The 25,526-nt window shown below is 44.5% G+C and carries 24 protein-coding genes and 1 pseudogene; 14 read left to right on the top strand and 11 right to left on the bottom strand.

Annotation, left to right across the window (positions count from 1 at the left end; genetic code table 11):
• Positions 1-47: 47 nt before the first annotated feature.
• The 4 genes from ABIC15_RS04345 to ABIC15_RS04330 all read right to left on the bottom strand — a co-directional run bounded on the left by ABIC15_RS04345 (position 48) and on the right by ABIC15_RS04330 (position 7,173).
• Positions 48-1,574: an Ig-like domain-containing protein gene (locus tag ABIC15_RS04345; RefSeq protein WP_354019814.1), complete on the bottom strand. Its 1,527-nt coding sequence runs from the start codon at positions 1,572-1,574 to the stop codon at positions 48-50.
• Positions 1,575-2,080: 506 nt separating this feature from the next.
• Positions 2,081-3,136 (bottom strand): hypothetical protein, encoded by a 1,056-nt coding sequence (locus tag ABIC15_RS04340; protein WP_354019813.1) that lies wholly within the window; start codon positions 3,134-3,136, stop codon positions 2,081-2,083.
• A gap of 79 nt (positions 3,137-3,215) precedes the next feature.
• Entirely contained in the window at positions 3,216-5,297 is a 2,082-nt protein-coding gene (locus ABIC15_RS04335) for a nuclease domain-containing protein (RefSeq protein ID WP_354019812.1), read from the bottom strand.
• Positions 5,298-5,310: 13 nt separating this feature from the next.
• Positions 5,311-7,173, bottom strand: a complete 1,863-nt coding sequence (locus ABIC15_RS04330) for an McrB family protein (RefSeq protein ID WP_354019811.1) — start codon at positions 7,171-7,173, stop codon at positions 5,311-5,313.
• A gap of 427 nt (positions 7,174-7,600) precedes the next feature.
• On the opposite strand from ABIC15_RS04330, the gene desA reads away from it, so the two are divergent.
• The gene (gene desA / locus ABIC15_RS04325; RefSeq protein ID WP_354019810.1) at positions 7,601-8,620 is read left to right on the top strand and encodes a Delta(5) desaturase DesA; all 1,020 of its coding nucleotides are present in this window, start codon (positions 7,601-7,603) and stop codon (positions 8,618-8,620) included.
• 121 nt (positions 8,621-8,741) lie between these two features.
• Positions 8,742-9,254 carry a VanZ family protein gene (locus ABIC15_RS04320; protein WP_354019809.1) on the top strand — a complete coding sequence of 171 codons (513 nt, stop codon included), beginning with the start codon at positions 8,742-8,744 and terminating at the stop codon, positions 9,252-9,254.
• A 55-nt stretch (positions 9,255-9,309) separates the two neighbouring features.
• Here ABIC15_RS04320 and ABIC15_RS04315 read toward each other — a convergent pair whose 3' ends face one another.
• On the bottom strand, positions 9,310-9,489 hold the full coding sequence (locus ABIC15_RS04315) for a hypothetical protein (RefSeq protein ID WP_012371459.1): 180 nt from the start codon (positions 9,487-9,489) through the stop codon (positions 9,310-9,312).
• Positions 9,490-9,867: 378 nt separating this feature from the next.
• On the opposite strand from ABIC15_RS04315, the gene ABIC15_RS04310 reads away from it, so the two are divergent.
• Complete coding sequence (locus tag ABIC15_RS04310) at positions 9,868-11,286, top strand: ankyrin repeat domain-containing protein (RefSeq protein ID WP_354019808.1); 1,419 nt, start codon at positions 9,868-9,870, stop codon at positions 11,284-11,286.
• A gap of 81 nt (positions 11,287-11,367) precedes the next feature.
• On the opposite strand, the gene ABIC15_RS04305 is transcribed toward ABIC15_RS04310, so the two are convergent.
• Positions 11,368-13,491, bottom strand: a complete 2,124-nt coding sequence (locus tag ABIC15_RS04305) for a 5'-nucleotidase C-terminal domain-containing protein (RefSeq protein ID WP_354019807.1) — start codon at positions 13,489-13,491, stop codon at positions 11,368-11,370.
• A gap of 370 nt (positions 13,492-13,861) precedes the next feature.
• On the opposite strand from ABIC15_RS04305, the gene ABIC15_RS04300 reads away from it, so the two are divergent.
• The 5 genes from ABIC15_RS04300 to galU all read left to right on the top strand — a co-directional run bounded on the left by ABIC15_RS04300 (position 13,862) and on the right by galU (position 17,081).
• Complete coding sequence (locus ABIC15_RS04300) at positions 13,862-14,077, top strand: hypothetical protein (RefSeq protein ID WP_012371456.1); 216 nt, start codon at positions 13,862-13,864, stop codon at positions 14,075-14,077.
• A 96-nt stretch (positions 14,078-14,173) separates the two neighbouring features.
• The gene (locus ABIC15_RS04295) at positions 14,174-14,311 is read left to right on the top strand and encodes a hypothetical protein (RefSeq protein ID WP_354019806.1); all 138 of its coding nucleotides are present in this window, start codon (positions 14,174-14,176) and stop codon (positions 14,309-14,311) included.
• A 2-nt stretch (positions 14,312-14,313) separates the two neighbouring features.
• Entirely contained in the window at positions 14,314-15,123 is an 810-nt protein-coding gene (locus ABIC15_RS04290) for an ABC transporter permease (protein WP_012371455.1), read from the top strand.
• Positions 15,124-15,137: 14 nt separating this feature from the next.
• Entirely contained in the window at positions 15,138-16,091 is a 954-nt protein-coding gene (locus ABIC15_RS04285; RefSeq protein ID WP_012371454.1) for an ABC transporter ATP-binding protein, read from the top strand.
• Between the two features lie 111 nt (positions 16,092-16,202).
• Positions 16,203-17,081, top strand: coding sequence for a UTP--glucose-1-phosphate uridylyltransferase GalU (gene galU, locus ABIC15_RS04280; RefSeq protein WP_354019805.1), 879 nt, complete (start codon positions 16,203-16,205; stop codon positions 17,079-17,081).
• A gap of 68 nt (positions 17,082-17,149) precedes the next feature.
• On the opposite strand, the gene ABIC15_RS04275 is transcribed toward galU, so the two are convergent.
• Complete coding sequence (locus ABIC15_RS04275) at positions 17,150-17,731, bottom strand: LOG family protein (protein WP_354019804.1); 582 nt, start codon at positions 17,729-17,731, stop codon at positions 17,150-17,152.
• 129 nt (positions 17,732-17,860) lie between these two features.
• On the opposite strand from ABIC15_RS04275, the gene ABIC15_RS04270 reads away from it, so the two are divergent.
• Both ABIC15_RS04270 and ABIC15_RS04265 read left to right on the top strand, forming a co-directional pair.
• Positions 17,861-18,034 carry a hypothetical protein gene (locus ABIC15_RS04270; RefSeq protein WP_290828266.1) on the top strand — a complete coding sequence of 58 codons (174 nt, stop codon included), beginning with the start codon at positions 17,861-17,863 and terminating at the stop codon, positions 18,032-18,034.
• Between the two features lie 299 nt (positions 18,035-18,333).
• Positions 18,334-18,720 (top strand): hypothetical protein, encoded by a 387-nt coding sequence (locus ABIC15_RS04265; protein WP_354019803.1) that lies wholly within the window; start codon positions 18,334-18,336, stop codon positions 18,718-18,720.
• A gap of 22 nt (positions 18,721-18,742) precedes the next feature.
• Here ABIC15_RS04265 and ABIC15_RS04260 read toward each other — a convergent pair whose 3' ends face one another.
• A complete protein-coding gene (locus tag ABIC15_RS04260; RefSeq protein WP_290828264.1) occupies positions 18,743-19,615 on the bottom strand; it encodes a helix-turn-helix domain-containing protein in 873 nt (290 codons plus the stop codon).
• Between the two features lie 147 nt (positions 19,616-19,762).
• On the opposite strand from ABIC15_RS04260, the gene ABIC15_RS04255 reads away from it, so the two are divergent.
• From ABIC15_RS04255 to ABIC15_RS04245, 3 genes are all read left to right on the top strand, one after another.
• Positions 19,763-19,909, top strand: a complete 147-nt coding sequence (locus ABIC15_RS04255) for a hypothetical protein (protein ID WP_290828262.1) — start codon at positions 19,763-19,765, stop codon at positions 19,907-19,909.
• Between the two features lie 76 nt (positions 19,910-19,985).
• Positions 19,986-21,200, top strand: a complete 1,215-nt coding sequence (locus ABIC15_RS04250) for a hypothetical protein (protein WP_354019802.1) — start codon at positions 19,986-19,988, stop codon at positions 21,198-21,200.
• A complete protein-coding gene (locus ABIC15_RS04245; protein ID WP_354019801.1) occupies positions 21,193-21,936 on the top strand; it encodes a hypothetical protein in 744 nt (247 codons plus the stop codon). Before ABIC15_RS04250 ends, ABIC15_RS04245 begins: the two co-directional genes overlap by 8 nt.
• Positions 21,937-22,095: 159 nt before the next feature.
• On the opposite strand, the gene tnpB is transcribed toward ABIC15_RS04245, so the two are convergent.
• Positions 22,096-23,187, bottom strand: coding sequence for an IS200/IS605 family element RNA-guided endonuclease TnpB (gene tnpB / locus ABIC15_RS04240; RefSeq protein ID WP_354019800.1), 1,092 nt, complete (start codon positions 23,185-23,187; stop codon positions 22,096-22,098).
• Between the two features lie 177 nt (positions 23,188-23,364).
• Positions 23,365-24,303 (bottom strand): annotated as a pseudogene (locus ABIC15_RS04235) (IS30 family transposase).
• Positions 24,304-24,618: 315 nt separating this feature from the next.
• On the opposite strand from ABIC15_RS04235, the gene ABIC15_RS04230 reads away from it, so the two are divergent.
• Positions 24,619-24,927, top strand: a complete 309-nt coding sequence (locus ABIC15_RS04230; protein ID WP_290827878.1) for a hypothetical protein — start codon at positions 24,619-24,621, stop codon at positions 24,925-24,927.
• A 69-nt stretch (positions 24,928-24,996) separates the two neighbouring features.
• Here ABIC15_RS04230 and ABIC15_RS04225 read toward each other — a convergent pair whose 3' ends face one another.
• Entirely contained in the window at positions 24,997-25,416 is a 420-nt protein-coding gene (locus tag ABIC15_RS04225) for a helix-turn-helix domain-containing protein (protein ID WP_290827876.1), read from the bottom strand.
• Positions 25,417-25,526: the final 110 nt, after the last annotated feature.

Raw genomic sequence — 25,526 nt, 5'->3', positions numbered from 1 at the left:
AGCACGAAAGCTGAGCTTAGTTATAGTCAGCCTTCGCGCTCTTTCGATTATTTTGAGACAGTGATTGTTCTGACAAGCGTTGTATAATTCGGTTTTGTTACTTTTAAAATCAATTTTGTTCCTGCTTTTTGTTTAGGTAAATTCAGCTTGAAAGTGCCCGTCTTGTTTGCTGTGACACGTTGAATTTGTTTTCCTGACTTATACAATATCAGTGTAGCTGTAGGGGTAGTTTGACTTGAAAGAGAAGTCGAGCGGCTCGTAAGCTTAGTCGTACCGAGTGATAAGATACCGCTTACTTTTGTATTCATTCGTGATGACACGTTTCCGGCTGTGTCACGTGTAATTGCCGACACGGTCGTTCCAGCGATGAATCCTTTTTGCGAGAGTGAGAAACGTCCCTTGGCATCCACTAGCGTTTGATAGGCTTTGCCGTTAAACGTCAGAATGACTGTCGAAAACGGTTCAGCTGTTCCTGTGATGGAAACAGACTTTGTCGTTACAGGTAATAGTATTGGTACTGCCGGATTAATCGTATCGGAAAACTTATGTTCGAATGTGCTGAACACGGTTCCCTCGAAATTCGTGATATGGACACGGACGACGGCATGGTTCGGTAACGGGTTTTTTAACTGGTAGCTCCATTTCTGTTCCCGAACAGATGTGTTAGAGACCTTGACCGAACCTTCCACGCGGAAGTGCAGTTGATTCCAGTAACTTGCATTCGTTTCCATCGTCAAAGTCTTTCGATCCGGTGACAACATCATTTTTGTTACGCCGATGATTTTTATTTTAGTCGGGTTATTGCTAAGGTTTCCTGCTTCATCAAGCACCTTGACGGATACGAGATCTCCTGTCCGGAGAACAGGAACTTGGACGGAGAACTTACCATCTTTGTTTGTTTGATTTTTGTAGATTTTTCCGCCATAGGTCACCTGTACGGTCGAGTCCATTTCTGCGGTTCCGGTGATGAAGGTTTCACCCGGATAAGCATGATTGACTTTTGCGGATGAAGGTGGAGTCGTGTCAATCGGTTTTAAGAACAGTGATTTTGAAGTGTTACCTGCTTCATCTGTTGCAGTGAACTCGACTTGATCGATGTCAAATAAGTTTTTATTATGAATCCAAGTGCCTTCTGGCGACACATCATGTCGAACTTCCTCTTCCACTGTACCGTTGCGGTAATAGAAGCGGAACGTCAAGAAGGTTGCATCCGTATTCGTCCAAGAAAATGAAGTGCTATGCTGGTTAAAGCGTCTAACATTTAACGTTGGTGGAGTCGTATCGGGTGGCGGTAAATCTTTATAAAATAAGTTTACAGACACCATATACAAATGATCTTGGGTTTCGATAAATATCTGCCGTGGAAAATAATTTGCATTGATTGGGAGACGGAATTCTCCCTTATCATTACTTGTCGTTGTGACGCGTTTTTCTTTTTCGTCGATGTACATGACATAGTAGAGCAACAGGTTAGGCGCAGTGATTCCGGTGATTTCGGTCGACCGATTTGTCAGTTCTTCAAGTACCGGTTGCTCTAATGGAATGTATTTCCCTGAAATACTGGATGAATTCATGCCGGAGCTGTCTTTCAAATAAATCGTAAAAAGGTCTCCTTCGTTCAGTATAAACGGTTGTGTGGATAGTTGACCTGAGGATCCGGACATCGGTATACTTCGAGATTTGAATGATCCATCTGTACGGATAATGGACAATTCAGCACTCAAAGTGGTTAGCTTCTTGTGTTGGGCATAGACGACCAGCATGCCGTCAAAAAAGGTATAGGTAGGTGTAGAAATTGGGCGGATATCATATACGGAACGGCTTTCAGACATTGCCTTATAGCTGATACCACGATACGTAGATTTTCCAGTCACTACATATGTTCCACCGGCTCTTCTCGGGACATTGACTTGGAAATTTCCAACTTCATCAGCATGTGTTTTAAGAGTAAAAGGATTTTCTCCATAGTAACTGATGGTAAGCGTGGAATGAGGTAATGCTGTACCGGTCAAACTTTCTGTCTCATTGGTAATAGGGTCGATTTTGATACTCCACCGATCATAAGCGTTTGCTGCGACTTCTACTTTTTTGTCACGACCAGTTCACCGTCAGGAGAGAAAACAAACAGTTCTACCGGAAAAGTGTCAGAGTCATAAAGACAACTGAAGTATCCTTCATGATTAGAATTGGTACACAATTTAAGCGTTCCGTCTTTTTTCTTTAAATAGATGTTGTGATTTGGATAGGTCATCCCTTTGATGTCACTCGTAAGCCAAAAATGATCTTCAGATACAGTTGTTACCGGATGCAAGGAATCGACCTTAGGAACTGTTAAAGGCTGTTTTTCACCATTCATGTTCGTTAGTACGGCATCACTTCCCACATTTGGAAGTGAAAGCTGATAGCTTACACCATTTCGATAAAGTAACGGGACTGTGAGTGGAGAATCAAAATTCCCATCTTCATCTGCTATAATACTTTGATCAAAGTTTATCGGTCCTTGGTAATCTGGAATATTAACCCCAGTATAGGTAATCTTGATGGATTGATACGGAAGGGTTTTTCCTGTAATTCGCCGCCCGTCTGCTGGTGATTCAGTTAGCGTGAATGGAACCATTGGAACACGTGTCAAATCAAGGATTGTGATTTTGCTCCGTTTCCCGTTGTTTTCGATATATGCTTTTGCTTCTTTTGCATCTGTCACCGGTACGTGCAGTAATTCATGGCTGCTGTACACTTTTCCATCGATTAAAACGGACAATTCACCCGTGCTACCATAGAAGATCCATTCTCCGTCACGTTTACCAAGATAGAGCGGGGGTTCTATTTCATCCGGTTCCGGTATCAACGATTCCTCGTGCACGAAGTCCCCATCTTCTTCACTTTCAAGATACATTGTCCGTTGACCGGCTGAAGATAAGAGGTCAAAACGAAATATTCCTTTTTCATCAGCTCGTGTTTTAAGCCAAGCTTCTCGATGGAATAACATTAATTTTTGATTTGCTTTTGCTGTTCCCGTAACGGTCATATCAGTTGGCTTGACCGGATTCATGTGTGCTTCAGCATTTGCGTTACTACACCATAGCAGACAAAAAAAGCAGGTGCTGAGAAAAAGTCTTACTGTACGTTTAATCATTTTGTTTCCTCCAAGTAAGTCCATTAAATTTCATTACATCTAAAAAAAGTCCTCCCATTTGGGAGAGACTTTCATCAATCTAAAAAGCGTAAAATTCGCCTTCTCTTTGTCCTCTCAAGTCTGGATAATACTGATGCCCACTATGACTGTGATCGCAGACTGGGCAGTAAACATCCCAGGACTCTCCAACCTGCCAATTGTAATTGCCTGTTGCGTATTTCAGTAGACGTACATTGCGTAAGCTAGAAGGTGTATGGTGTCTTCTGTGCTTACAAATGTTATCGACCCAAACTTCATCACACGTACAAATATAGGTCCACTTATAGGCTTCATCCGAATTTGTTTTTAACGTTGGAACTCCTTCGGTTACATTACCACAAGAAGGACATACTTCATGACGGTTATTATGATGATGAAGCAGACGTTTGATATAGGTGTTTAGATGTTCCTTTTGACCAGGGGCAATAGGGAAGTGAGAGTAGGTATGGAGTCCGCCGTCAAGGCGTGCGTTCCAATGGTGAGCGCCGGAAACCACATCACTGTGAATAAGTGTTGCACTTTTCATTGGTAGTCCTTCGTTTATGAAATCATCGGTATACCTTCTGGCAGAACGATTGAAATCTTCTAAGAGTACACTTTCTGGGAATGATCCGTACGGTTTGTATTTTGCATCTAGCACATGAACATTACGTGTTTGTGTTTCAGCATGGCCATAAGACAATAAGAAGTCAGGTTTACGCTTCTGGTGGTTTTGGAGAAAAACCTCACGTTCATAAGCGAGCCAGATTAAGTCTTGTGTGTATGGGTGATAAAAATTCAGTTCAATACCACTTAATGTCATCCGTTGCTCATAGTAGTCAAAAAGTAAGTCGGTGATGGAATAATCCTTTGTCTTAAAGCGAAGTTCCTGAAGTGCGGTACATAGTTGCAATAATGTCCAAACTTCGAAGAGCAAAGGAGAATTAGTCATTTGCTGTATAAAAGCTTGTTTCCGCGGATTTAGCTGCGGCAACAACATTTGTATGTTCTCGTACAGTTCGAAAACCTCTCGATATCTGGCGTCATGGATAAAAATATGTGTTTCTTCGATTTCCATTGGAAATACCTCGAATAATTGAGTGGAAAGAAACGAATCCATAAGAGTTATTAATTGTCGCAAGCGAGCCGTTCGTTTCGAAAACCGTTCGAGTTCTTTTCTTGTACGCTCATGTCGTCTTGCAAGAGCTTCTGTAACACCGTTCTCCTCGCGAAGAGCTCCTAGTTTTGAACGACGTTCTGACTCTTCGTGTGTAAGAGAAAAAATCTTACTCGTTTCAATTGTCTCAGCTTGTTTGAGTAGCTCTGAAATAGACTCTAACATGGTTCGGATCATATGATGTTCCGGTATATTAGTATGTCGTGAGGAAACATCTGCCCTTATTTTCGGTTGTCCTTTTCTTCTCTCATGCTCAATGAGTGTCTTGCTTGTCCATCGTTTGATACGTTCAGGTGCAAGCAACACTTCACTGGATTTCAATCCCTCCATAGGTGCATCGATGATCTCATTCAGTGCCAAACGTAGGTCACTGACATGTCGCTCGATTGCATCGAGAGGAAAGAGTGAATGAAGCACTTCACGTTCGTTTTCAGACTCGGCAGGTCGTGTGTCTAAAATTCGAAACAACTCACGAACTTCAGCCTGCATAGTCTCATATTGTTCGAAGGACATAGTTTGTGGATAGATGATGACAGTTTGCTGAGCAATCAACACGTCATTTGTGTCATAGGCTTCTACAATGAAACGGCCGCACGCATTCATTCCGAAACGAGCAGACTGTGATGTTAAAAATCCATCATTGTACCAAAGGTCACTTGCTTCGTACCATAGATTTTTATGACCTGTGGCTTGAACAAAAGAAATTTCTGGCATTCCTTTTACAGAAATACGAGCAGCATCTATTTCTATACCGATTTGAACGAGACGATTAGTTCTACGAGTATATTCTTGACTACGGTAGATATCATCTTTTTTTTGAAGTTCAGATTGAACAGAGATGGTTGGCTCAACTGGTATGAATATTTGATCAAACATTTCGTGGATGGACGGTAGTTGTGTCATCTGTACTTGACTCATTTGTGAACGTAAGCGCGGACGAGACACGATGATTTCAAATAATTTCATCTAATCTTTCACCTCACTTGAAGAAATTAATGTAACGTCCGTCATCTTTCATGTGTTCAAGACGACGTAATGTATCCGGATATTTTGAAATTGTTCTCAAAAATGCATTAAAAGCATTCATTGCGGCTTCATTTCTTGTTGAGAAATGCAGGCGCGGCAAAAGTTTCGCTTGTAATAAAAGATCAAGGGTCTGCTCATTCAAATTACTGTATTGTAGATAACGAATCATTTGTTGACGTCCGCGGGCGTTGATTCTGGCATCAGGAATCGAATCAAGTCCTTTTGATAGATCAATGATTAAGTCAGCATACTCTTCAACTTCCTCGACTTGATTAGAGGGAGTCGTGAGAAGAGAAAGTGGTGCGTCCAAACGACCAGTGAGTGGTAACGACTTAATTCGTTCTATTGTTTCTTCATCTAAAGCGACATGATCAAGCTCAAGTAAGAGACTTCGATCGATGACTTTCGGGCTAAGTGGTTTAACAGTATGATCCATATTTAGCGTACCGATGAAGCGAACATTATCCGGTATAGCAAGTTTCGAAGGATAAGAAATTAAGGCCAAAGCATCTCGATATCGAATGTCTTCTACATAAGTAGTTTCACTCATACTTTCGTATGTGAGACAAAAATCTTTCGCTTCTTTAAAGTAATGGAAAGGATAAAGTGGCACGGTTGGATTTTTTTGTTCGCGTAAACTCAGAAATTCAGCAAAGTAATATTCAACATGAGACAAGTTCATTTCGTCAAGGCAAATCAAATGAAGTCCGTCTGTTTCTTTAGCATCAAGAAGTGCTCGTAAAAAAGGTGTTTCCACATAGCGGCGCTCACTTGGGCTGAAGTAACCAAGCAAATCTTGTTTATCTGTCCAGCTCGATTGTACTGGTACAATGGTTGCTTTTGCTCCTTTGAAAGCACTAGCGAAAGCATGGACAAGGCTTGATTTACCGGTACCAGAAGGACCGTTCAAAATGAGTAACAAATTGGTCTGAATCGCTCTTAAAAATAACTCGATCTTGTCTAGAGGATAAAGAAGCGCACTTTCATTATTATGATAAAAAAGTGACTGTAGTGTTGGAAGAATGTTCTCCTGTTCGAATGGAAGCAATGGTACATTTTCTTCATCTAAAACTTCGCTTAAACGAACTTCAGTCAAAAGTTCAAGGAGTCGATTTTCTTCACGAGTAAGTTCTTTAGTTTTTTCGCTCAAGCGATTTTTAGTTTCGTTAAATTTTTCTTGAATCTGTTGGAGTTCCGATTCAAGCTCTTTTTTTTCCGATTCGTGCTGTTTACGTTCAGTGTCTAAGCTCTCGAGTGAAGCCGCGATTTCTTCTTCCTTTAAGCGCAAAACTTGTTCTACAACGACAGTTGAAATATCCGTGCCGAAGGCATCTTCTGCTGCTTGTACTAATGTGTTACCACCAACTAACCTAAGTCTGTCAGGGAGATTGAGAGTAACAGGAGTAAGTGAATTCGGTATAAATGTCAGTAACTCGTTAAGTGTCCGTGTGTTGCGCATATGTGTATAACTACATGTGTAGTATATAGAGTCGGTAACATCAAGCGTACTTGGACAAATGCTTGAAATTTCCCATGAACGATTTGTATCAATTGGGTGTGGACAGGGGACGTAGCCATTAGGAGTTGGCTTCATTACAAGCATTCTGACAATCTTACGTTTGGGATCGTTTGATAACATTGTTTCCTTAATTGTAGAGACAGTTAAAGATTCACCGAACACACCGGAGTTTTTAAAACGTTCATAAAAAGATTTTGTATCCTCTGTTGTAGGGTTGTGTAACTCATTTAAAAAATTACTATTGTCTTCTACCCAGTTCTCGAAAAAATCAGTTGATGAATTAGTTGGTATCGTCATATAAAACGTCCTTTCTTATTAAGGGAAATAATTACTTTATCATGATAATAATACAGTAATTATTGGTAAAGAAGGGATTTGTTTTTGAATGAAATTTAGTAGCGATATCTTACGAAATAATAAACAAATTTAAAAAATTGTTAACTGATACAATTATCTTAAAAATCACTTCTGTTTATAAAATAATTTTACGACCGTCTGACCTTAAATAATTCGAATGATATCAGAATTTAATATTCAATCCGATTTTTTATGTGCTATAATTACCTGGTAATAAAAATATTCAAGCGTTTAACTATATCGGTCGGGTCGATCTTCATGTGGATGTTACGAATTCACCGTCACGAACGCCGTTTACAGGTTTCATATCAAGTTCATTTCATTGTAGCGTCGTGAACGCTGTACGAATTCGAGGAGGAAGCAACACATGAGTAAAGAAAAAATCGCCCAGCTTCGCAAGACCGTTTCGCCTTTTGAGAAGGCAGACGTCAAATCAAGCGTCCGGCAAATGATCAATACGATCCTGCCGTTTCTCGTCGCCTGGTTCCTGGCCTATCAGGCCTTACAGATTTCCGTTTGGCTCGCTGTTCCGCTTGCGATCGTCGCAGCCGGTTTCGTCGTCCGGATGTTCATCATCTTCCACGACTGTACACACGGGTCATTCTTCAAAAACAAAAAGGCCAACGCAATCGTCGGAACGATTACAGGCATTCTGACCCTGTTCCCGTACGAAAAGTGGAAACGGGAACACTCGATTCACCACGCATCCAGCGGGAACTTGGATAAACGCGGTGTCGGTGATATTTGGGTCATGACGATTGAAGAATATATCGAAGCGTCAAAATGGACGCGTCTGAAATACCGTCTCTACCGCAATCCGCTCGTCATGTTTGGTCTCGGACCACTCCTGTTGATTTTAGTCGTCAGCCGCTTTAACCGAAAAGATGCCCGGAAAAAAGAACGGATCAACACGCATGTCATTAATGCGTCACTGATCGTCTTATACGGTATCCTGATTTACTTTGTCGGATGGCAGGCGTTCCTGATCATCCAGGGAACAACGATGTTCACGGCCGGCGTGCTTGGGATTTGGTTGTTCTACGTCCAGCATACGTTTGAAGACTCGTATTTCGAAGATGAGAGCGAATGGGATTACGTCAAGGCCGCGATCGAAGGCAGCTCATATTACGAATTGCCGAAAGTCTTGCAGTGGGTGACGGGGAATATCGGTTTCCACCACGTTCACCACTTAAGTCCACGTGTCCCGAACTACAACTTAGAAAAAGCGCATACGGCAACACCACCGCTTCAAAAAGCAACGACAATCGGCTTGTTCTCAAGTCTGAAGTCGCTTCGCTATAAGTTGTACGATGCGAAAAACAAAACATTCGTGACGTTCGGTGAAATCAAGCACCTGGTGCGTGAACCGAAAACGATGGCTTCATAATCGAACATGCCTTGCTACCAAACGGGAGCAAGGCATTTTTTTGTCATGTCCTCCGTCTTTTGACGTATGTCCCGTCTCAAAAGTCATGGTAAGATGGCAAGTATTGAAGGAGAGATGAAACATGCGTCGTATACCCGTAGCTTATCTTGCAGCAGGAGCCATTTTACTATTATTGTTCGGATTCAGTTCGATGACGTATCAGCAACAATCACTGATTCCGTTTCTGACGAATCATATTCCACTCGGATGGGTGTATCATTTATCGTTCGTCTCGTTTCATTATGAGGTGCCGATCAGCGTTGCAACGCTTGGTCCAGCAGCCTTCCTTGAATTCTTCATCCGCAAAGGAATGCATGCCGGTCTGTTCTTCATTCTCGGCACAAGTATTGTCCATGTCTTGCGTTTACGCGGCTACCGTCCTGTTCCGGCTGCCTTTTTCGCAGCGACGACAGCAGTGACCGTCGGGGTCTTCGATGAGTTTCATCAGCAACTGACCGGCGGACGGACCCCGCTCGTCGGGGATGTCCTCATCGACGGGAGTGGCGCCGTCTTCGGAATCGTCCTCTATACAGCCCTGCGGCTCTTTCTGAAAGCCGACCGGCTCGTTAAATCGGAATACCAGCAATCGAGCTGAACACAAAAATACCCGATCGTCTCAGCAAGCGTGAGGCGATCGGGTATTTCAACGATTAAAACCGTTGGACCCATTCGATTTTGTATTGTGTCCGACCGAATTGTTTGCGGAGCATCGTGTCTGCCTTTTTACGTGCAGCAGTGTGGTCACCGGCTTTAATGATTAAGCGGTCGGTATCGACGACTTCTTCCTGTTCAAGGACGTGGTACTGAACAGTATATTCTTTGTTAAACATTCCGAGAAATCCCAAGAACTTCACTCCCATATTCTTCATTCTATTAGTTATTATATGGTATTGAAATGTGGAATGCAATTTAAATAAATGACTTTCGTCTTACCTGTGACAAAAAGGAATATGGTTCAAAAGAAGGATGGCTTTAATATTTCAAATGTTACAAGAGTTGTTGGTATAACACGATAAAAATCAGAAAAATATAATATTTCTACGTGTAAGTTATATTAGAGATAGGTCTTTAGACATCCCTTAAAAAGATTCATTTTCATCTCTAAAATATATTCTGGAATAATGTTTTTATTCATTAACAAGAATTGCCTTGGAACTCTTATGGAATTATCGGTATGATAAGAGCAGTGAGGAAAAAGAGGTGAACCGATGAGTGAGGAAATAAATCAGGAAAGACAATCCATCCACATGCGTATAGGAAGACGGGAGCGTGTTCTCTTTACGCTGTTATTGATCAGTACCGTAGTGACGGTGTGCGGACTCATTGTGGCGTTGTTTACGCTCGGGATCATCGGTCTTGTCCTGTTGCTGGCAGTTCTCGTTCTGCTCGGCATTCTTTGGACGTGGCAGCTCGTCCGGGTAATGACGATTCGGGCAGACGGAATTCTGCTGAGCGAACAGCAACAGTCGGTTGTCTATGCACACTTGCGACAGGACGCGGAACGATTAGGGTTTTGGAAAGTGCCGGAAGTCTTCGTGACAAACCACAGAACCATCAAACGTCCCCGGACGATCGGTGTGTTTCAAAAATATTTCGTCGTTTTGCCGGCGGATAATCCGATGGATGGAACAACACGTTTCGAATTGATCCGCGAGCTCGTCCATTTAAAACAAAATCATAAAGAGAAACAGCTGTTGCTGGTACTCGGAAGCTGGATACCGTTTTTGCGAAGTGCTTACATTCGGGCATGTGAGGAGACGGCGGACCGTGCCGCCCTGGCCTGTCTTCCGGAAGAGGAACGTGTTCCGTCACTCGTAAGAATGATTGTCGGTCCACTGTCATGGTCGCGATTGAACATGACGGCTTACGTCGAACAGAAGCGGCAGCCGGTGTCCGTTGCAGCAACGATCAGCGAGCTGTTCCGGCATCAATCGTCCGCTTCCCGTCGGTTGACGTTTGCCGGATTGGAAACGGTTCCCCGTCATCGTGGACGAATCGTCCGAGGGCTTTTGGTCAGCCTGAGCAGTCTGGCGCTTGCCGGCTTCTTATTTTTTGTGACACAAGCTGAATGGCCGCAATGGCTGACGGACTGGTCCGACGGTGTTGAACAACAGCTCGGTGCAGAAGAAGACTTAGGCGAAACGAAGCTGATGGCGGCGATTCAGAAAGGGACGCTCGAGGAAATCAAGATGCTGATTCCAAAAAGCGACATGACGGCGGTTGACGCGGACGGAGATACAGCCCTGCATTATCTCGGATACCGCAAGTCGAGTAAGGGATTGGAAGAAGTCTTTAAAGCGTTGCTGGCGGCCGGAAGTGACGTCGACGCCGTCAATGATTTCGGCGAACGCCCGTTCATCACCGCGGTCTACAGCAATAACGATGAACTGGTCGAGCTGTACTTAAAACGGGGCGAGGATATCAACCAACAGGACGACGAAGCGTATACACCGCTCCATCATGCCGTTGAAGGTGAGGGCAAGCAGACCGTCAAGCTGTTGATTGAAAAGGGAGCCGACCGTTCGCTCAAGAATAGTGACGGTTATACGCCGTTGATGCTGGCGGAAGAATATGAACTGGATGAAATCATCGTCTTACTGAAACAAAATCAGACGCAGACGTTATGAACACAAAACAGGAGGGAATCTCATTCGCCTCCTGAAGACGCAAAAAAGACCGGCTGGTAAGCCTGGTCTTTTTTTGATGACTTATTTTGTTTCTGCTTTTGTATCGACGATCCGGCCTTCGATCGAGTAGTTGACTTGACCAAGTGATTTCGTGAAGTCGCGGAGGTTTTCCCAGTCTGAAAGACCAAGATCCGTCACGCGGCCGTCTTTGTATGCCACTTCGAACGGTGTAAGACCGTCGCCGCCTTTAGCAGTAAAGGCGTTTGTTGCGATGACGTACGTTTTCGTTAAATCAAGTGCTTCAAACGTGTCGCCGTTTTTGACTTCGACTTTCGTGACACGGTCGCCTTTTGCGAGTTTGCTGCTGTACTCGAACTTCATACCAGAAACGTGGAGGAATCCGCCGTTTTCGATTGGAGCGACGCCAACACTGATTTCAAGCAGGTCTTTGATTTCCTGACCTGTCAATTTCGCTGTTGCAAGTGTGTTACCGAACGGAAGTGTCGTTAAGACTTCACCGACTGTGAGTGGTCCGGCGTTAATTGCAGCACGGATACCACCACCGTTTTGCATCGCGATGACTGTATCTTTGTTGTATTCTTTTGCTTTTTGGAGCATGCCGTCCGTGATCAGGTTTCCGAGTGCCGTTTCGCTGTTGCGGACATTGATAGCGAAACCATCACCGGCTCGTGGGTTCGCGAGTTCGTTGACGATGTTCGCGCCAACTTCTTCGTTTTTCAGTTCTGTGATTTGATCCGCGTATGGTTTAAGGATCGTTGCGGCCGTTGCATCTTCTGCTGCTTTTGAAACGTCGATCAATGATCCTTTATACTCTGTCAATTTCCCTTTGTAATCAAAAGTCAGGTTGAGGTTCCCGAGGAAATCCCCGTATTGGTAGGCTTGGGCGATGATTGTCGGTTCTGTTTTACCCGGTACGACCGTATCATCGACGACTGTTCCGTTCTTAACATCGAATTTTTCGAGTTTCGTATGCGAGTGACCACCGACGATGACGTCGATACCGTCGACGTTACGTGCAAGCAACTGATCGTTGTCGACAGCCGGGTTGTCATCAAAACCGATGTGCGTCAACGCGACGATTTTGTTAACACCACGGTCCTGGAGTTTCTTGACGGCCGCTTTCGCGCTGTCGATGTAGTTGGCGAAGGCAACAGATCCCGGGCTCGAGATGTCAGCTGTTTCTTCCGTCGTCAAACCGAAGAAACCGATTTTTTGACCTTTGTATTCTTTGATGATGCCTTGATAGATTTTACCTTTTTCAGGACCGGCTGTGATCGTTTTCGATTGCAGACCACCGAGTAATTCGTTTTTGCTGAAATCGACGTTCGCTGTAATGAACGGGAATTTCGCTTTCTTGACGAATTCCTGTAAGGCAAGATGGTTGTCCGCATCCCCAAGATCGAACTCGTGGTTACCGAACGTCATCATGTCGTATTTCATATAGTTCATGAGCTCGAGATCGGCTTGTCCTTTGAACTTGTTAAAGTAAAGGGACCCTGAGAAGACATCTCCAGCATCAAGTAATAGGGATGGTGTACCGTCTGCTTTATAGGCAGCGCGGAGTTCTTTAATGACGGTTGCGCGTTTTGGTGCTTTATCAAGGTTTGCGTGCGTATCGTTCGTGTGCATCAAACCGATTGAGAAATCATCTTTATTGATATCGAGGACGTTGATTTTTGCTTTGAGTGTGATTGTTTTTCCGAGACGTGTGTAACTCGCGACGGCATATTTCACGCCGGCTTCGCTCGTATCGACTTTCGACCAGCGAACCGGCTTGTCGTAGACACGGCCTGTCGCATAGAGGACAGCCAATGTTTTCGGAAGTTCCGGTTTTTCACCGACATAGATTGTCAGTTCTTTGACACTTTCAACGAACTTGACGGCATAGTTTTGAATGAGGATTTTCACTTCGATCGGTGATTTCTTCTTGCCATACGTTCCTTTGACCGTCTGATAGCGGTTAAAGATGTGACGATCATAATTTTTCCACGTGATTTTCTCGCCCTTGTATGTAGCAGGTAACTTGATCGGGGCACCTTTTGTGAAGACGAGTGACTTGAGTTTGACCGTTTTGACTTTGACATGCGTTGCTGCGGATACAGTAGTCTGTGCAACCGGCACGATTGCCGATGTCGTCAGGGCGACAGCGACGGCTGCCGCGTAAAGCGGTTTTGATTTATACATACGTAAAAATCCTCCTTCAAAGTGGGTGTATGAATACAAGGTCGAAATGCGATCGTTGACCTCTTCTTCTACTATAAGTTGTTCCGAGCAGATGATGCGATAAAACTTTTGTAAAATTCGTAAATTCTTAGGTCGGACGACATGACAACTAACAGGAGACGTCCGTTTCAGTCCGTTTTTCTGGTTAATTTGACCTAAACACACAAAATGATAACGCTTTCATTATAATCTGTCTGAATGAAAAAAGAAACGGAAACATACATCAATTCGTCAAACATTTCCATTAATTGATAATCTGTTGGTGGAGTTCAGTGCATGAATTCTGTATGATGGAGAAATGAGGAAACTGCGGGAGGAGAGCAACGAGAAGATGAAAGAGACGATTCAAGGCACGATGGTACTGGTGATTTTATGTGTGATGAGTATTTTATTAATTTGGGGATTGTCATCCCCGCCGACGACAATTGAATTTCCACTTCTGTCCCATTCGGAACCAGTCAGCAGCGACGTCCTTCATACCGCTGCCGACTGGTTTTTTTGCCGGTCAGAAAGCTACAGTTTGGTGTCGGTTTGCCCAATCGATTGACATGAATTTTAACGATAGCTAGAATTGATTAAGTGTATGGCACCCGGTGCCTGCTTTTTCAATAGGAGAAGAGTGTTTTGAAAAGGGAAGGGAGGAATGGACAAACGTGCAGGCGTCTGCCTGTCCGCGGTCGGTCGTTCGTTTGAAGAATCGCGAACGGAGTCCGTTTTTTATTTTGATGTGGATGCAACGGAACTAAAATACATGTACCTTTACAGATCGGAAGGAAATTAATTATGTGGAAAGAAATGAAAAGTATCATCCGCGAACAAGTGGAGAATTTTCCTCTGATTCGCCGTCTCGCCCGGTATGAGATTAAATCGGCGCACGCGGAACAACGGCTTGGACTGTTATGGGAGCTGCTCAATCCCGGCTTACAGATCTTTATTTATTGGTTCGTCTTTGGTGTCGGTCTGAAAGGGAACAGAAACGTCGAAGGCGATACGCCGTTCATCGTCTGGCTCCTGTGCGGGATCGTCGTCTGGTTCTTCATCAATGATGCCTTGTTGCGTGGATCGAACTCGATCAACAGCCGCCTGGCGATGGTGACGAAAATGCGGTTCCCGATGAGTGCGATTCCTTCGTACGTCATCTTATCCCGGATGTATCAGCACTTCGCGATGCTTCTGATTGTCTTTATCGTCATCATCCTAAATGGTATTCCGATTACATGGAAGTTACTCCAGCTCCCGTATTATATGGCGGCGACTTATATTTTCGTCTATGCGTTCTCACTTTGTTTCTCGACATTGATTACGCTCGTCAAAGACATTCAATTGTTCCTGCAGTCAATGATGCGGATGCTCTTTTATCTGACACCGATTCTGTGGAACATCGAACGGTTCCCGGACGTCTTACATGGTGTGCTTCGTCTGAACCCGGTCTTTTACCTTGTTGAAGGATACCGTGCCAGTCTGCTTGGCGGTGCCTGGGTCTGGCAAGAGTGGCCGACGGGACTTTATTTCTGGAGCGTGACATTGCTCTTGTTCACAGCCGGAACGTTTTTACACATCAAGTTCCGTAAATCATTCACCGAGCTCGTTTAAGGAAGGAAATCGCCATGTCTATGATAAAACTCGACCATGTCACGAAACGGTTTGATATGGTCACGACGACAAAAGAAAAATTTAAGTTACTGTTTAAGAATCAAAGTAAAAACGTCAAGACGTTCACGGCGCTCCGGGATGTCTCACTCGAAATCGGATCCGGTGAAGTCGTTGGTCTTGTCGGAATCAACGGTTCCGGGAAATCGACGTTATCGAACTTGATCTCCGGCATCATCTACGCGAACGAAGGTGACGTCGAAATCAACGGGGAAGTGGCGATCATCGCCGTGTCCCAAGGATTGAAAAACGTCTTGACCGGTCGTGAGAACATCCACCTGAAATGTCTGATGCTCGGGATGGACGATGCGGAAATCGAACGCCGGATGCCGGGAATCATCGATTTCGCGGACATCGGAGATTTCATCGATCAACCGATCAAAAAATATTCAAGCGGGATGAAGTCACGACTCGGCTTTGCGATCGCCGTCAATGTCGATGCCGACATCCTGATCGTCGATGAAGCGTTGTCGGTCGGTGACCAGACGTTTTACAACCGATGTATCGATAAGATGAACGAGTTCAAGAACGAAGGCAAGACGATCATCTTCGTCAGTCACTCGTTGAACCAGATCCGGAGTTTCTGTGAGCGGGTCATCTGGCTCGAATACGGACAGGTCAAGCTCGACGGGACGACGAAGGAAGTCGTACCGGAATACAAGAAGTTCCTGACCGAATACAAGAAGCTGACGAAAGAAGAACAGCACCAGTACCGGCGGGATCGTCTGAAGGAACAGGGTGCCCAGGCGAAACCGGGCAAGAAAAACATGGATGCCGAAGATACGGTCAAACATCCGGGATGGATCTTGTCAGGGATCAGCTTACTCGTACTTGCAGCCGGCAGTCTGATGGTCATCGATGAGACACCGTCATTTGCGACATTCACGGAAGCCTTAACCAAATTATTCTGAGTGACAGACCAGGGACAGATGTCTCTGGTCTTTTTTTGGCTCAAACAGGGAACAAGAGATTAGAAAGCGAATGTTTATCTATAACCGATCCAGTGCGGAGGAGGAATAGACGTGTCGAAAGTCAGAAAAGCCATCATTCCGGCAGCCGGTCTCGGGACCCGGTTTTTACCGGCGACCAAAGCGATGCCAAAAGAAATGTTGCCGATTTTAACGAAACCGACCATCCAGTACATCGTTGAAGAGGCGGTGGCGTCCGGAATCGAACAGATCATCATCGTCTCTGGGCGGAGCAAACGGGCAATCGAAGATCATTTTGACCACGCACCGGAACTCGAGAATATCCTGCGGCAAAAAGGAAAACTTGATCTGTTGAAAGAGGTCGATGCTTCGACGACGATGGCGGAGATACATTATATCCGTCAAAAGGAACCGAAAGGACTGGGACATGCGATTTGGAGTGCCCGGCATTTCATCGGTGACGAACCGTTTGCCGTTCTGCTCGGGGACGATATTATCGTCTCGGAAGAACCAGGTCTGAAACAATTGATGGATCAGTACGAAGAACTCGATGCGTCGGTCGTCGGTGTCCGGCAGGTCCCGACGGAAGATACGCACCGGTACGGGATCATTGATCCGTTGAACCAGACGGGACGCCGTTACCAGGTCCGGCAGTTTGTCGAAAAACCGGTTCAGGGAACGGCACCGTCGAATATGGCGATCATCGGACGGTATATCCTGACGCCGGCGATTTTTGAATACTTGGCGACGCAGGAGGCGGGGGCAGGCGGAGAGATTCAGTTGACGGATGCCATCGAACGGCTGAACGGACAAGAAGACGTCTACGGATATGAGCTCGAAGGGAAACGATTTGATGTCGGGGAGAAGATGGGGTACGTCGAGACGACATTAGCCTTTGCGCTCGAGGATACAGAGATTCAGGCAGATGTCCGGCAGTTACTCAAGCGGTATGTCGAGAGCTGGCAAGATTAAAAAAACAGGGGTGACGGATGAGAGTTCCGTTACCCCTGTCGAAAGAGAGTGGTTGTCAGCTTGATGTGTCACGTTTGCTTTGTGTTCATGTACGTTTTCACTTGCGGTGCCCGGTAAGAGCGGAAGCGTTCGAGCAACCGTTCCGGATCCGATTCGACGAGCAGCATCGACGCGTGCTCGGCAATCAGGAAACCTTGTGTCTCCATTTGCTGAAATAACGCGACGAGCGGATCGTAATAGCCGTCAATGTTTAAGATGCCGCAGGGCTTTTCGTGAAGACCAAGCTGTGCCCAGGTAAAGACTTCGAAAAACTCTTCCATCGTTCCCGGACCACCGGGTAAGATGATGAAGCCGTCGGCCAGTTCTGCCATCTTCGCTTTCCGGTCATGCATCGATTCGACGAGGTGAAGTTCCGTCAGGTTCGGATGGGCAATCTCCTTTTCCTGCAAGAAATGAGGCAGGACACCGACTGCCTGTCCGTTGGCTGCGAGGACAGCATCCGCAACGGCGCCCATCGTCCCGACACGCGAACCGCCGTAGACCAGTCCGATTTGATGCGCTGCGAGCGTCGTCCCGAGTGTTGTTGCGGCTTGCCGGAAAATGGGTGTTGCTCCGTCTTTAGAACCACAAAATACTGCTAGCTTTTTCATCCATAGGTCCCCCTTTTAAAAATCGTCTTCTGTCACCATATCATATCAGTAAGTTTTGAATAAGAGGAGTCTTGTAAGGTTTTGACGAAGAAAAACAAATCAGGAAACGTCGAAGTGGAGGAGGAAGTAATGAGACCTAAAATCATCGTCTGGCTTGTCTTATTGATTGCGGCAATCAATCTTGCAATCGGTCTGTGGATTCCGGAATCACCTGCCCGAACGACGGTTAGCAGCATTTTGCTCGGACTGGTCGTCTTGCTTGGAATAGGATATTTCGTTGCACTGCGCCGTTCGTCTAAATAAAACAAACCCGTTTCGTTTGCGCACAGCAGACGGAACGGGTTTTTGTATGCAGCACAATCATAAAGTAGATAGTGATTGAATATTCTAAAAAATCTATTTTCATACACTTTATCGACACAATGGTGGATAAAATGTAAATAATATGCACATTTCGGGACGTATGACCTAAGTCAAAAGATACGGTTAGTGTAAATAATGTGCAAAATACACTAAATATTCGTATTCGAATATTCAAAGGGGGTCTAAGGTTATATGATGTTGGTACAGAGCTAGACAAAAAAATTAGGAGGTTATTCATTATGAACTTGAAAAAGAAGCTTGCCATTGCAGGTATTTTCGTTGTATTAGGAAGTGGTCTTACTATAAATAGTAATACATCACATGTAGCAAAAGATCTTCTACCAGGTGAGTTCTCGGTCAAACACGTAGCAAAAGATCTTCTACCAGGTGAGTTCTCGGTCAAACACGTAGCAAAAGATCTTCTACCAGGTGAGTTCTCGGTCAAACACGTAGCAAAAGATCTTCTACCAGGTGAGTTCTCGGTCAAACATGTAGCGAAAGATCTTCTACCAGGCGAGTTCTCGGTCAAACATGTAGCGAAAGATCTTCTACCAGGCGAGTTCTCGGTCAAACATGTAGCGAAAGATCTTCTACCAGGTGAGTTTACAGAAAAGAATAAAGCGTAATAATCATTTTCTTATAGACTATTTATTGTAAAAATACTTTATTGTTACGTAAAAGAATTTGTTTATATTCATTCATTCCTAAAATATCAAATAAAGTATAAGCCTTATGATAAGCACTTTCTATTTCTTTAAAACTAGAATTGCACATTTCTAAAGCATACGCCTTTTGGTAATAAAGTTGTCCTAATAAAGACATATCTTTAAATCGTAAACTCTGCTCAATACCATCTTCTATATATTTTAGAGCTTCTTCGGGTCTGTTTTTGGCTACTAATACTTTAGAAATGTTGTACAACAATCTTATTTTCTCAACTAATAGTTCATCACTATCTAGGCTAAGTGATAGTAATTCTTCATAAACCTTCAATCCATGTAAATAATTCTTTTTCTCATAATAAATTGTAGCGATTGCAGATTTGATACGGATTAGCATTTTTGGCGAGTAATAAAAGGTGACATACTTTTCTGATAGTCTTTGCATCTCAACGATACACGTTCTATAGTCTATCCTTTCCATACGATAGGCACTTAAGTGCAAGTAATAAGAATATAGAGAATGTAATTCTTCATCTTTCTGTAAAATAGCCAATTTTTTTTTAGATTCATTGTATATAGCGGTATAGTCTTTATTTTGAAATTTAGTTAAAAGTTCATCATCTATTATTTTAATTGAATCCAAATGATGTTCCTGATTTAAAAATAATGTAATTGGAACTTGTAACCTTCTTGATAATGCATATAACAAATCAACGGTCGGAGAATGTGTTCCACTTTCAATTTTACTGATTTCCGCTTGGCTGCAAATTCCGTTCGCCAAATCCTTCTGCGTCAGATTATGTTTCTTGCGAAGACGGCGAAGGGCAAGACCAATCTGCGGTGACGTGAATTGATCCATCGGGTTCTGTCCTTTCTGTCCAGTGGATTTGAGAAAACGATACCCTTTTCCATTATAAGAGGGAACGGGACCTGATACCAAATTTTTAGTTCAACAAGTCGTCAACGTGTTGTCTGCCATTTTAAACGAATGAAAGGGGTAACTCCTATGAATCTCATCTTTAAAGAATCGCGCCGGACCATGACATCTTACGGCTGGTGCTTAAATGCTGCTGCTGTCTCGGTTGCACCCTTGGCAAGTCGGGAAATGGACCGGATCAAACCGCCGGCGAAACGAGAACTGAAAACTTCATGATGACGTCTCTTGCTGACGTGGCTTCATTCCGTCACAGGTCTGAAGCCTTTTTTAATATTACTTGGATGAAAGGAGCATGGATATGATCGGACTAACGGTTCTTTCTGAAAGCGAAGGCTGGTTACACCAACTCGACCCGACCGATGCCCTTAAGACTTTTTGTGAGCAGCACCGGTTCTCAATGGATCGTTATGATTACGATCAACATACGTTTTTGGATTTACTCGACTATATGGACTTTCAGGAATTCGAACATTATTTGTTTGTCCTGCGAGGACCGGGGGAGCGGACCTTGCGACTGGTCGCGTATTTACAACAGCGGATGCTACATGTTCAGTTTCATCTGATTAATGAGCGGGGCGACGTCTTGTTCGGAGACCCGTATTTCTTGGATAAGACGATTCCGTTAGAAGGGACGACAGGATATACGCAACCGATTGAATTACAGGATGCCTTGATGTCACTCTTCACGGGTGTCTATCCGGATACGGCGTCGCGTCAGCCGCAACCGCTGCGTCACGTCTATGTCGAAACGACGGATTTGCTCGATTCGATTACACCGACTCTGTTTGATCAGATGACGATCAACAGTTTGTTATACATCGATCAGTCGACCCGGCATGACTTGCCAGTCATCGAACTGATGAGCCGGACACCGGTCCTGCTGGCGTTTTCCGATACGTTACCCTTTAGTGTCAGAGACCGGTTGGCGACGTTTGAGCGCAGTGAGCTCGATGCTGCCATGCAGCAGTGGCATGAGATGGGTGTCGTCTTAAATCCGGAACAGCGGATCGGGATTCTTGATTATGCGACGCTCACCGGCATGCCGTCCTCCCATCGTTTGTTCATTCACAGAGACGGAATCTATGCAGATTATGGAAAGCGGCTATTGCTCAGCGAGGCGTTTGACTTAAACATCTGTCAGTTACGTCAAAATCAGTTGGCGACATGGGAAGCGCTCCTTCCGATTCCTCAGCTCGCGTTATATCCAATCCTGTTTCAACTAGCTTCGGCGTTTCAAGGGACCAGTCAGTTCGTTACTCCGTACAGCGTGTTCGAGTTGCCGCGGACGGAAGGAAAGCTTGGTCCGCTGACGATGATCGGGATTCAAAATAAAGAAGGCTGTTTTGCCTTCGAACTGTTGACAAATCAATTGTTTGAGACGGATGAAGTCTTTCTCGCGATTCTCGAAGCCGATCAAAAGGAACGGTTCGATGTGTTGCCGAAGCGGCTTGGGAATGATTATGAATCGGCGGTTCGGACGTATAAGGAGTTGATTTATCATGGATGACACACCATTATTCGGTCCATTTGCGCGAAAAGGGAGTTATTCACGTGTTCAAGTTCTCGATCATCTGTTTGCAGATGACCGGTTCACGGCACTGTATCAAGAAACGTCCTCCTTACCGGAAGTCGACGAATTGATGTTATACCGGCGCTACCTTCAAAAAGAAGATCGTGTGCTGGTACATGGGAACTTTTCAGCAAAGTTATTCAATACGTTATGTGCGGAAGGATACGATCTGTATCTCATCGAGTCGGAGTTAAACCGAATTGCCGGTATCTCCGAGCAATACCTGAACCGCGTCTACGGACTCAGTAATGAGGTGGTCGATGTCATGGGAAGTCATGCGTTTCATAAAATCGTCTTGCCGGGTACGACGATTGCCCAGTATTCACGAGGAGAACTGCTATTGTTCTTCCGCAATATCCGTCACTTACTGGCAACGGACGGTCAATTACTGATCAGTATCCATAACGCGGATTATTTAAGACAAAACGTCCAACCAATTGCCTCGCGACGTATGGAGGACTGTACCTTGTTTTACGGTCAAAAAGTCGACCGTGACCTGTTGATTTTTAATACGTATCTGAAGTCTGCTACTGATGAGAAGGTTGGTTATGTAGTGGAGCATCTCTATGAGACCGATACATTGTTTGAATTTGCGAAACTTTCCCGTTACCGGGGACGGACATTATACGCAGGGAAAAGCATCAGTATTTTAGAATTCGATAAAATCGGATGACGTTCAGTTCAATTTTAAAGACAAACAGGGGTGGATGTGTGAACTACTCACCACTTATTTGCTTCGCAAATTGAAGTGGGAGCTTCTTGGGAAGACCGTACTTTTACGAGCTACGGTTATTGACCAAGCTCATCGGGTGGTTCCCACCCTGAAGGGGTTTCAGTCTGCTAACAGCAACAAGTTGATACTTGCGTTGATATCTCGATCATGATGCGCCCCGCAAGGGCATGTCCACTCGCGCACATCCAACGTTTTCTTCTCGCCTTTCGTTCCACAAGAAGAACAGATTTGCGTTGAGGCGTACCATTGGTCCGCTTTGATCAGTGTTCGTCCGTAGAATGTGCATTTATAGGCCAACTGCCGGACGAACTCATACCAACTGACGTCTCCGATCGATTTGGCGATCGTATGGTTCTTCATCATGTTCTTCGACTTCAGTGTCTCGACGACGATGACTTGGTTCTCGTCAACGATCCGTTTCGACAGCTTATGAAGAAAATCTTGACGTTGATTTACAATCTTCTCATGCTTCTTGGCGAGGATGACCCTCGCCTTGTCTCGATTCTTACTCCCCATTTTTTTGCGGGACAAGGCACGTTGTGCCCTCTTGATCTTCTCTTCGGACTTTCGAAGGAAACGAGGATTGGCAACTTTCTCAGAAGTCCACTCGTCGTTTGTCATGATGGCGAAGTGTTCCAGACCAAGGTCAATTCCTACTTTATTCTTAGCGGGAACCCATTGCTCTTCGGATTGATCGACAAGAATGGAGATGAAGAATTTTGAGGTCTTCGTCATCGAGACCGTAGCGGACTTGATCACACCATCGAACGGACGATGTTGCTTCAACTTTACGAAACCGATTTTAGGAAGTTTCACCTTACGATCTTCGATTCGGATGCTCCCCTTCAGATTGTTGGTCGTGTAAGAGGCACGGGCGTTGTGCTTCGATTTGAACTTCGGAAACCCGACAGACGGATCTCGAAAAAAGTTGTTATACGCTTTGTTCAAATCCATCTGAGCGTTCGCAAGGGAAAGACTGTCGACTTCTCTGAGGAAAGGGAATTCCGGCTTATACTTTGCTGGTGTCGGGAGCTTCTGTTTCGCGTCAGGGTTCAGTTTCGAATCTTCATACAATCGGATCCGCTCTTCGAGCATCTTATTGTAGACGAAACGGACACAACCGAACGTCTTCACGAAATATTCTTGTTGGGATTTCGTCGGATAGAGTCGAAACTTGTACGCCTTCAGCAAAGCAATCACTCCTTTCCTGTTGATTCGTTACACTGATTGTATCAAACAATCTCAGTCTTGAAAAAGAGGGCGATTCATCTCCCACCTATGCTGGGCTTCGCCCTGAGACGCTTAGAGGTGGGAGAATTCTCGCTAAATTTAGTTAAAATCTGCCTCTGTTTTTGTTGTGACGGTTTGTCAAATTAAGTGCAACACTTCTTCCGTGAAGACCTCGTATGCAGTTTTCCAGTTAAGACATTTTCGTGGTCTCCCATTAATCCAGGCGAGCGCTTGAGCGATTTCAGAACGACTGACCTTTCCGAAATCTGTCCCCTTCGGGAAAAATTCACGGAGAAGACCATTGGCGTTCTCGTTACTACCACGTTGTCAAGAAGAATACGGATCTGCAAAATACATGGGTAAGCCTAACGTGTCACGAATTCGTTCATGACAGCTAAACTCTTTTCCGCGATCTGTCGTCGCAGTTTGGAACGTTCCCAACGGGAAGGAAAGATGTAATGCTTGAATCGCAGACTCCATCGATTGAGCGGACCGATTTTCCATCGGTACAGCGAGATAAAAACGACTCTTTCGCTCGACGAACGTTGCGACACAGGCTTTTGACGTTCCTCTACCCGATACAACAGTATCAAGCTCCCAATGTCCAAACGTTTGACGCCCTTTGACGTCGGACGGACGTTTACTGATTGGCAGTCCGACGTTGAAGCGTCCGCGCGTCTCACGTGGTTTCTGACGCTTTCCCTTTTGCCGAAGAAGTCCAGAATCGGCCTCGACGAGGCCACTATAAATCCAACGATAAATTGTCTTGAACGAGAGTCCTTCTTCTTGGAATAATCGTCCGGCAATTTGTTCAGGGGACCACGTCTCCCGTAATTTTTCGAGGATGCAGATTCCTTTTTCGAGCGTAAACTTCGTACGTGCACCGCACTTCTTTTTTCGCTCCGCATAACGCTGGTCAGCATGAGAAGAATCGTAATGAGGATTTCGTTTCAATTCTCGTGAAATCGTAGAAGGTTGACGCCCCAGGCGTCCCGCAATCTTTCGGACAGAGAAACCTAGCTCGAGATACGTCTCTATTTTGACTCTTTCTGATATGGTAAGATGAATATAGCTCATAACGAATCCTCCGTTGAATTTTGTGTGGCAACTCTATTCTACACGAGGCCGTTATGGGTTTTTTTTGTGTTTTCAGCTAGGTGTTGCACTTAATATTAAAATTCGTCTTGTAGAAAAAATCTTGTGCACCATGTTATTTTCAAAAAAATAAAGTTTTAAAAATTCAATCTGTTTCCAGAAAAATAATCCCTTATATTGGATAAAAATATTTTTAATACTAGTTTAGCTAGGTCTAAAGGTGGGGTAATAAAGAAAAGTAGTCCTTATCAATCAGTTTAATGATGCCATGCTAAAATCGGAGGATAGGTAAACGTTATGGATGAGAAGATAGCCAAACTGAAAGCCAGTTGTTTATCGTTTATCGAAACGTTGTTTCCAGAAGAGGTTTTTGAGTTTGTGGATGCTGTCATTCTTCCTGATGCCTTTGGGAAAAGCGGTACACATTTGATGTTCCAATCAGATGAGCGCGAGCTCAAACTCAGTTTCGTCGATCAAGCACATAGTCGCTTCGAACGTGTTTTCTTAGCTGAAAAAACATCGGAATCTCCATTTTTCAGCCGGATGATGGAAGCGACATATGAAGACGGTCAACTTTACATTCATCATGTCTTAAAATCTGATTAACACGGTAATTTAAAACACGATGAGATGTGTACAGGAAACATCCTGTCCGCCTCTCATCGTGTTTTTAGATTAAATCTCAATCGATTGTAAACCTTGTTGCAGTGCTTGATTGATAGTGGTCGCCATATGATCACGGACTTCCTGCGTCAGGAGACGGCCATTGAAGTAGACTTCCGGCGAAAGTGTCAAGTGGACGAGAATATCTTCCAGGACCAGTTTGAAATCGAGCGGTTGTGTCGGTTCGAGGGATTGAGCCATAAACTCCTGCAATGAAGGATGTTGCACATACTGAGGGTCAATCAAATCGATCACAGTCGTATTCAGAGCGAGCGCAAGGCGTTCTAATGTTTGAGGATTGGGCATCCGTTGGCCACGTTCGTAAGCGGAAATCGACGTGACCGTTTCTCCACAACGTTCAGCGAGGTGCTTTTGAGTGTATTGGTGTTGTTTACGCAACTGCATGATTTTTTTTCCGAGCGCACGTTTCACAGGGCTCAACTCCTATTCTTGCATCCTTGCTTAATAGTACTAAATAACCACTTTCATTATAGCGCAAACCTTTAAAATGTAAAAAAAAGTTTTTAGAAAAAAATAATTGC

Origin of the sequence: Exiguobacterium sp. PvP048, assembly GCF_040549175.1 — a bacterium.
In the GTDB taxonomy this organism is placed as follows: Bacteria; Bacillota; Bacilli; order Exiguobacteriales; family Exiguobacteriaceae; genus Exiguobacterium_A; species Exiguobacterium_A artemiae.
This window is presented reverse-complemented; position numbering and strand designations above follow the sequence as displayed.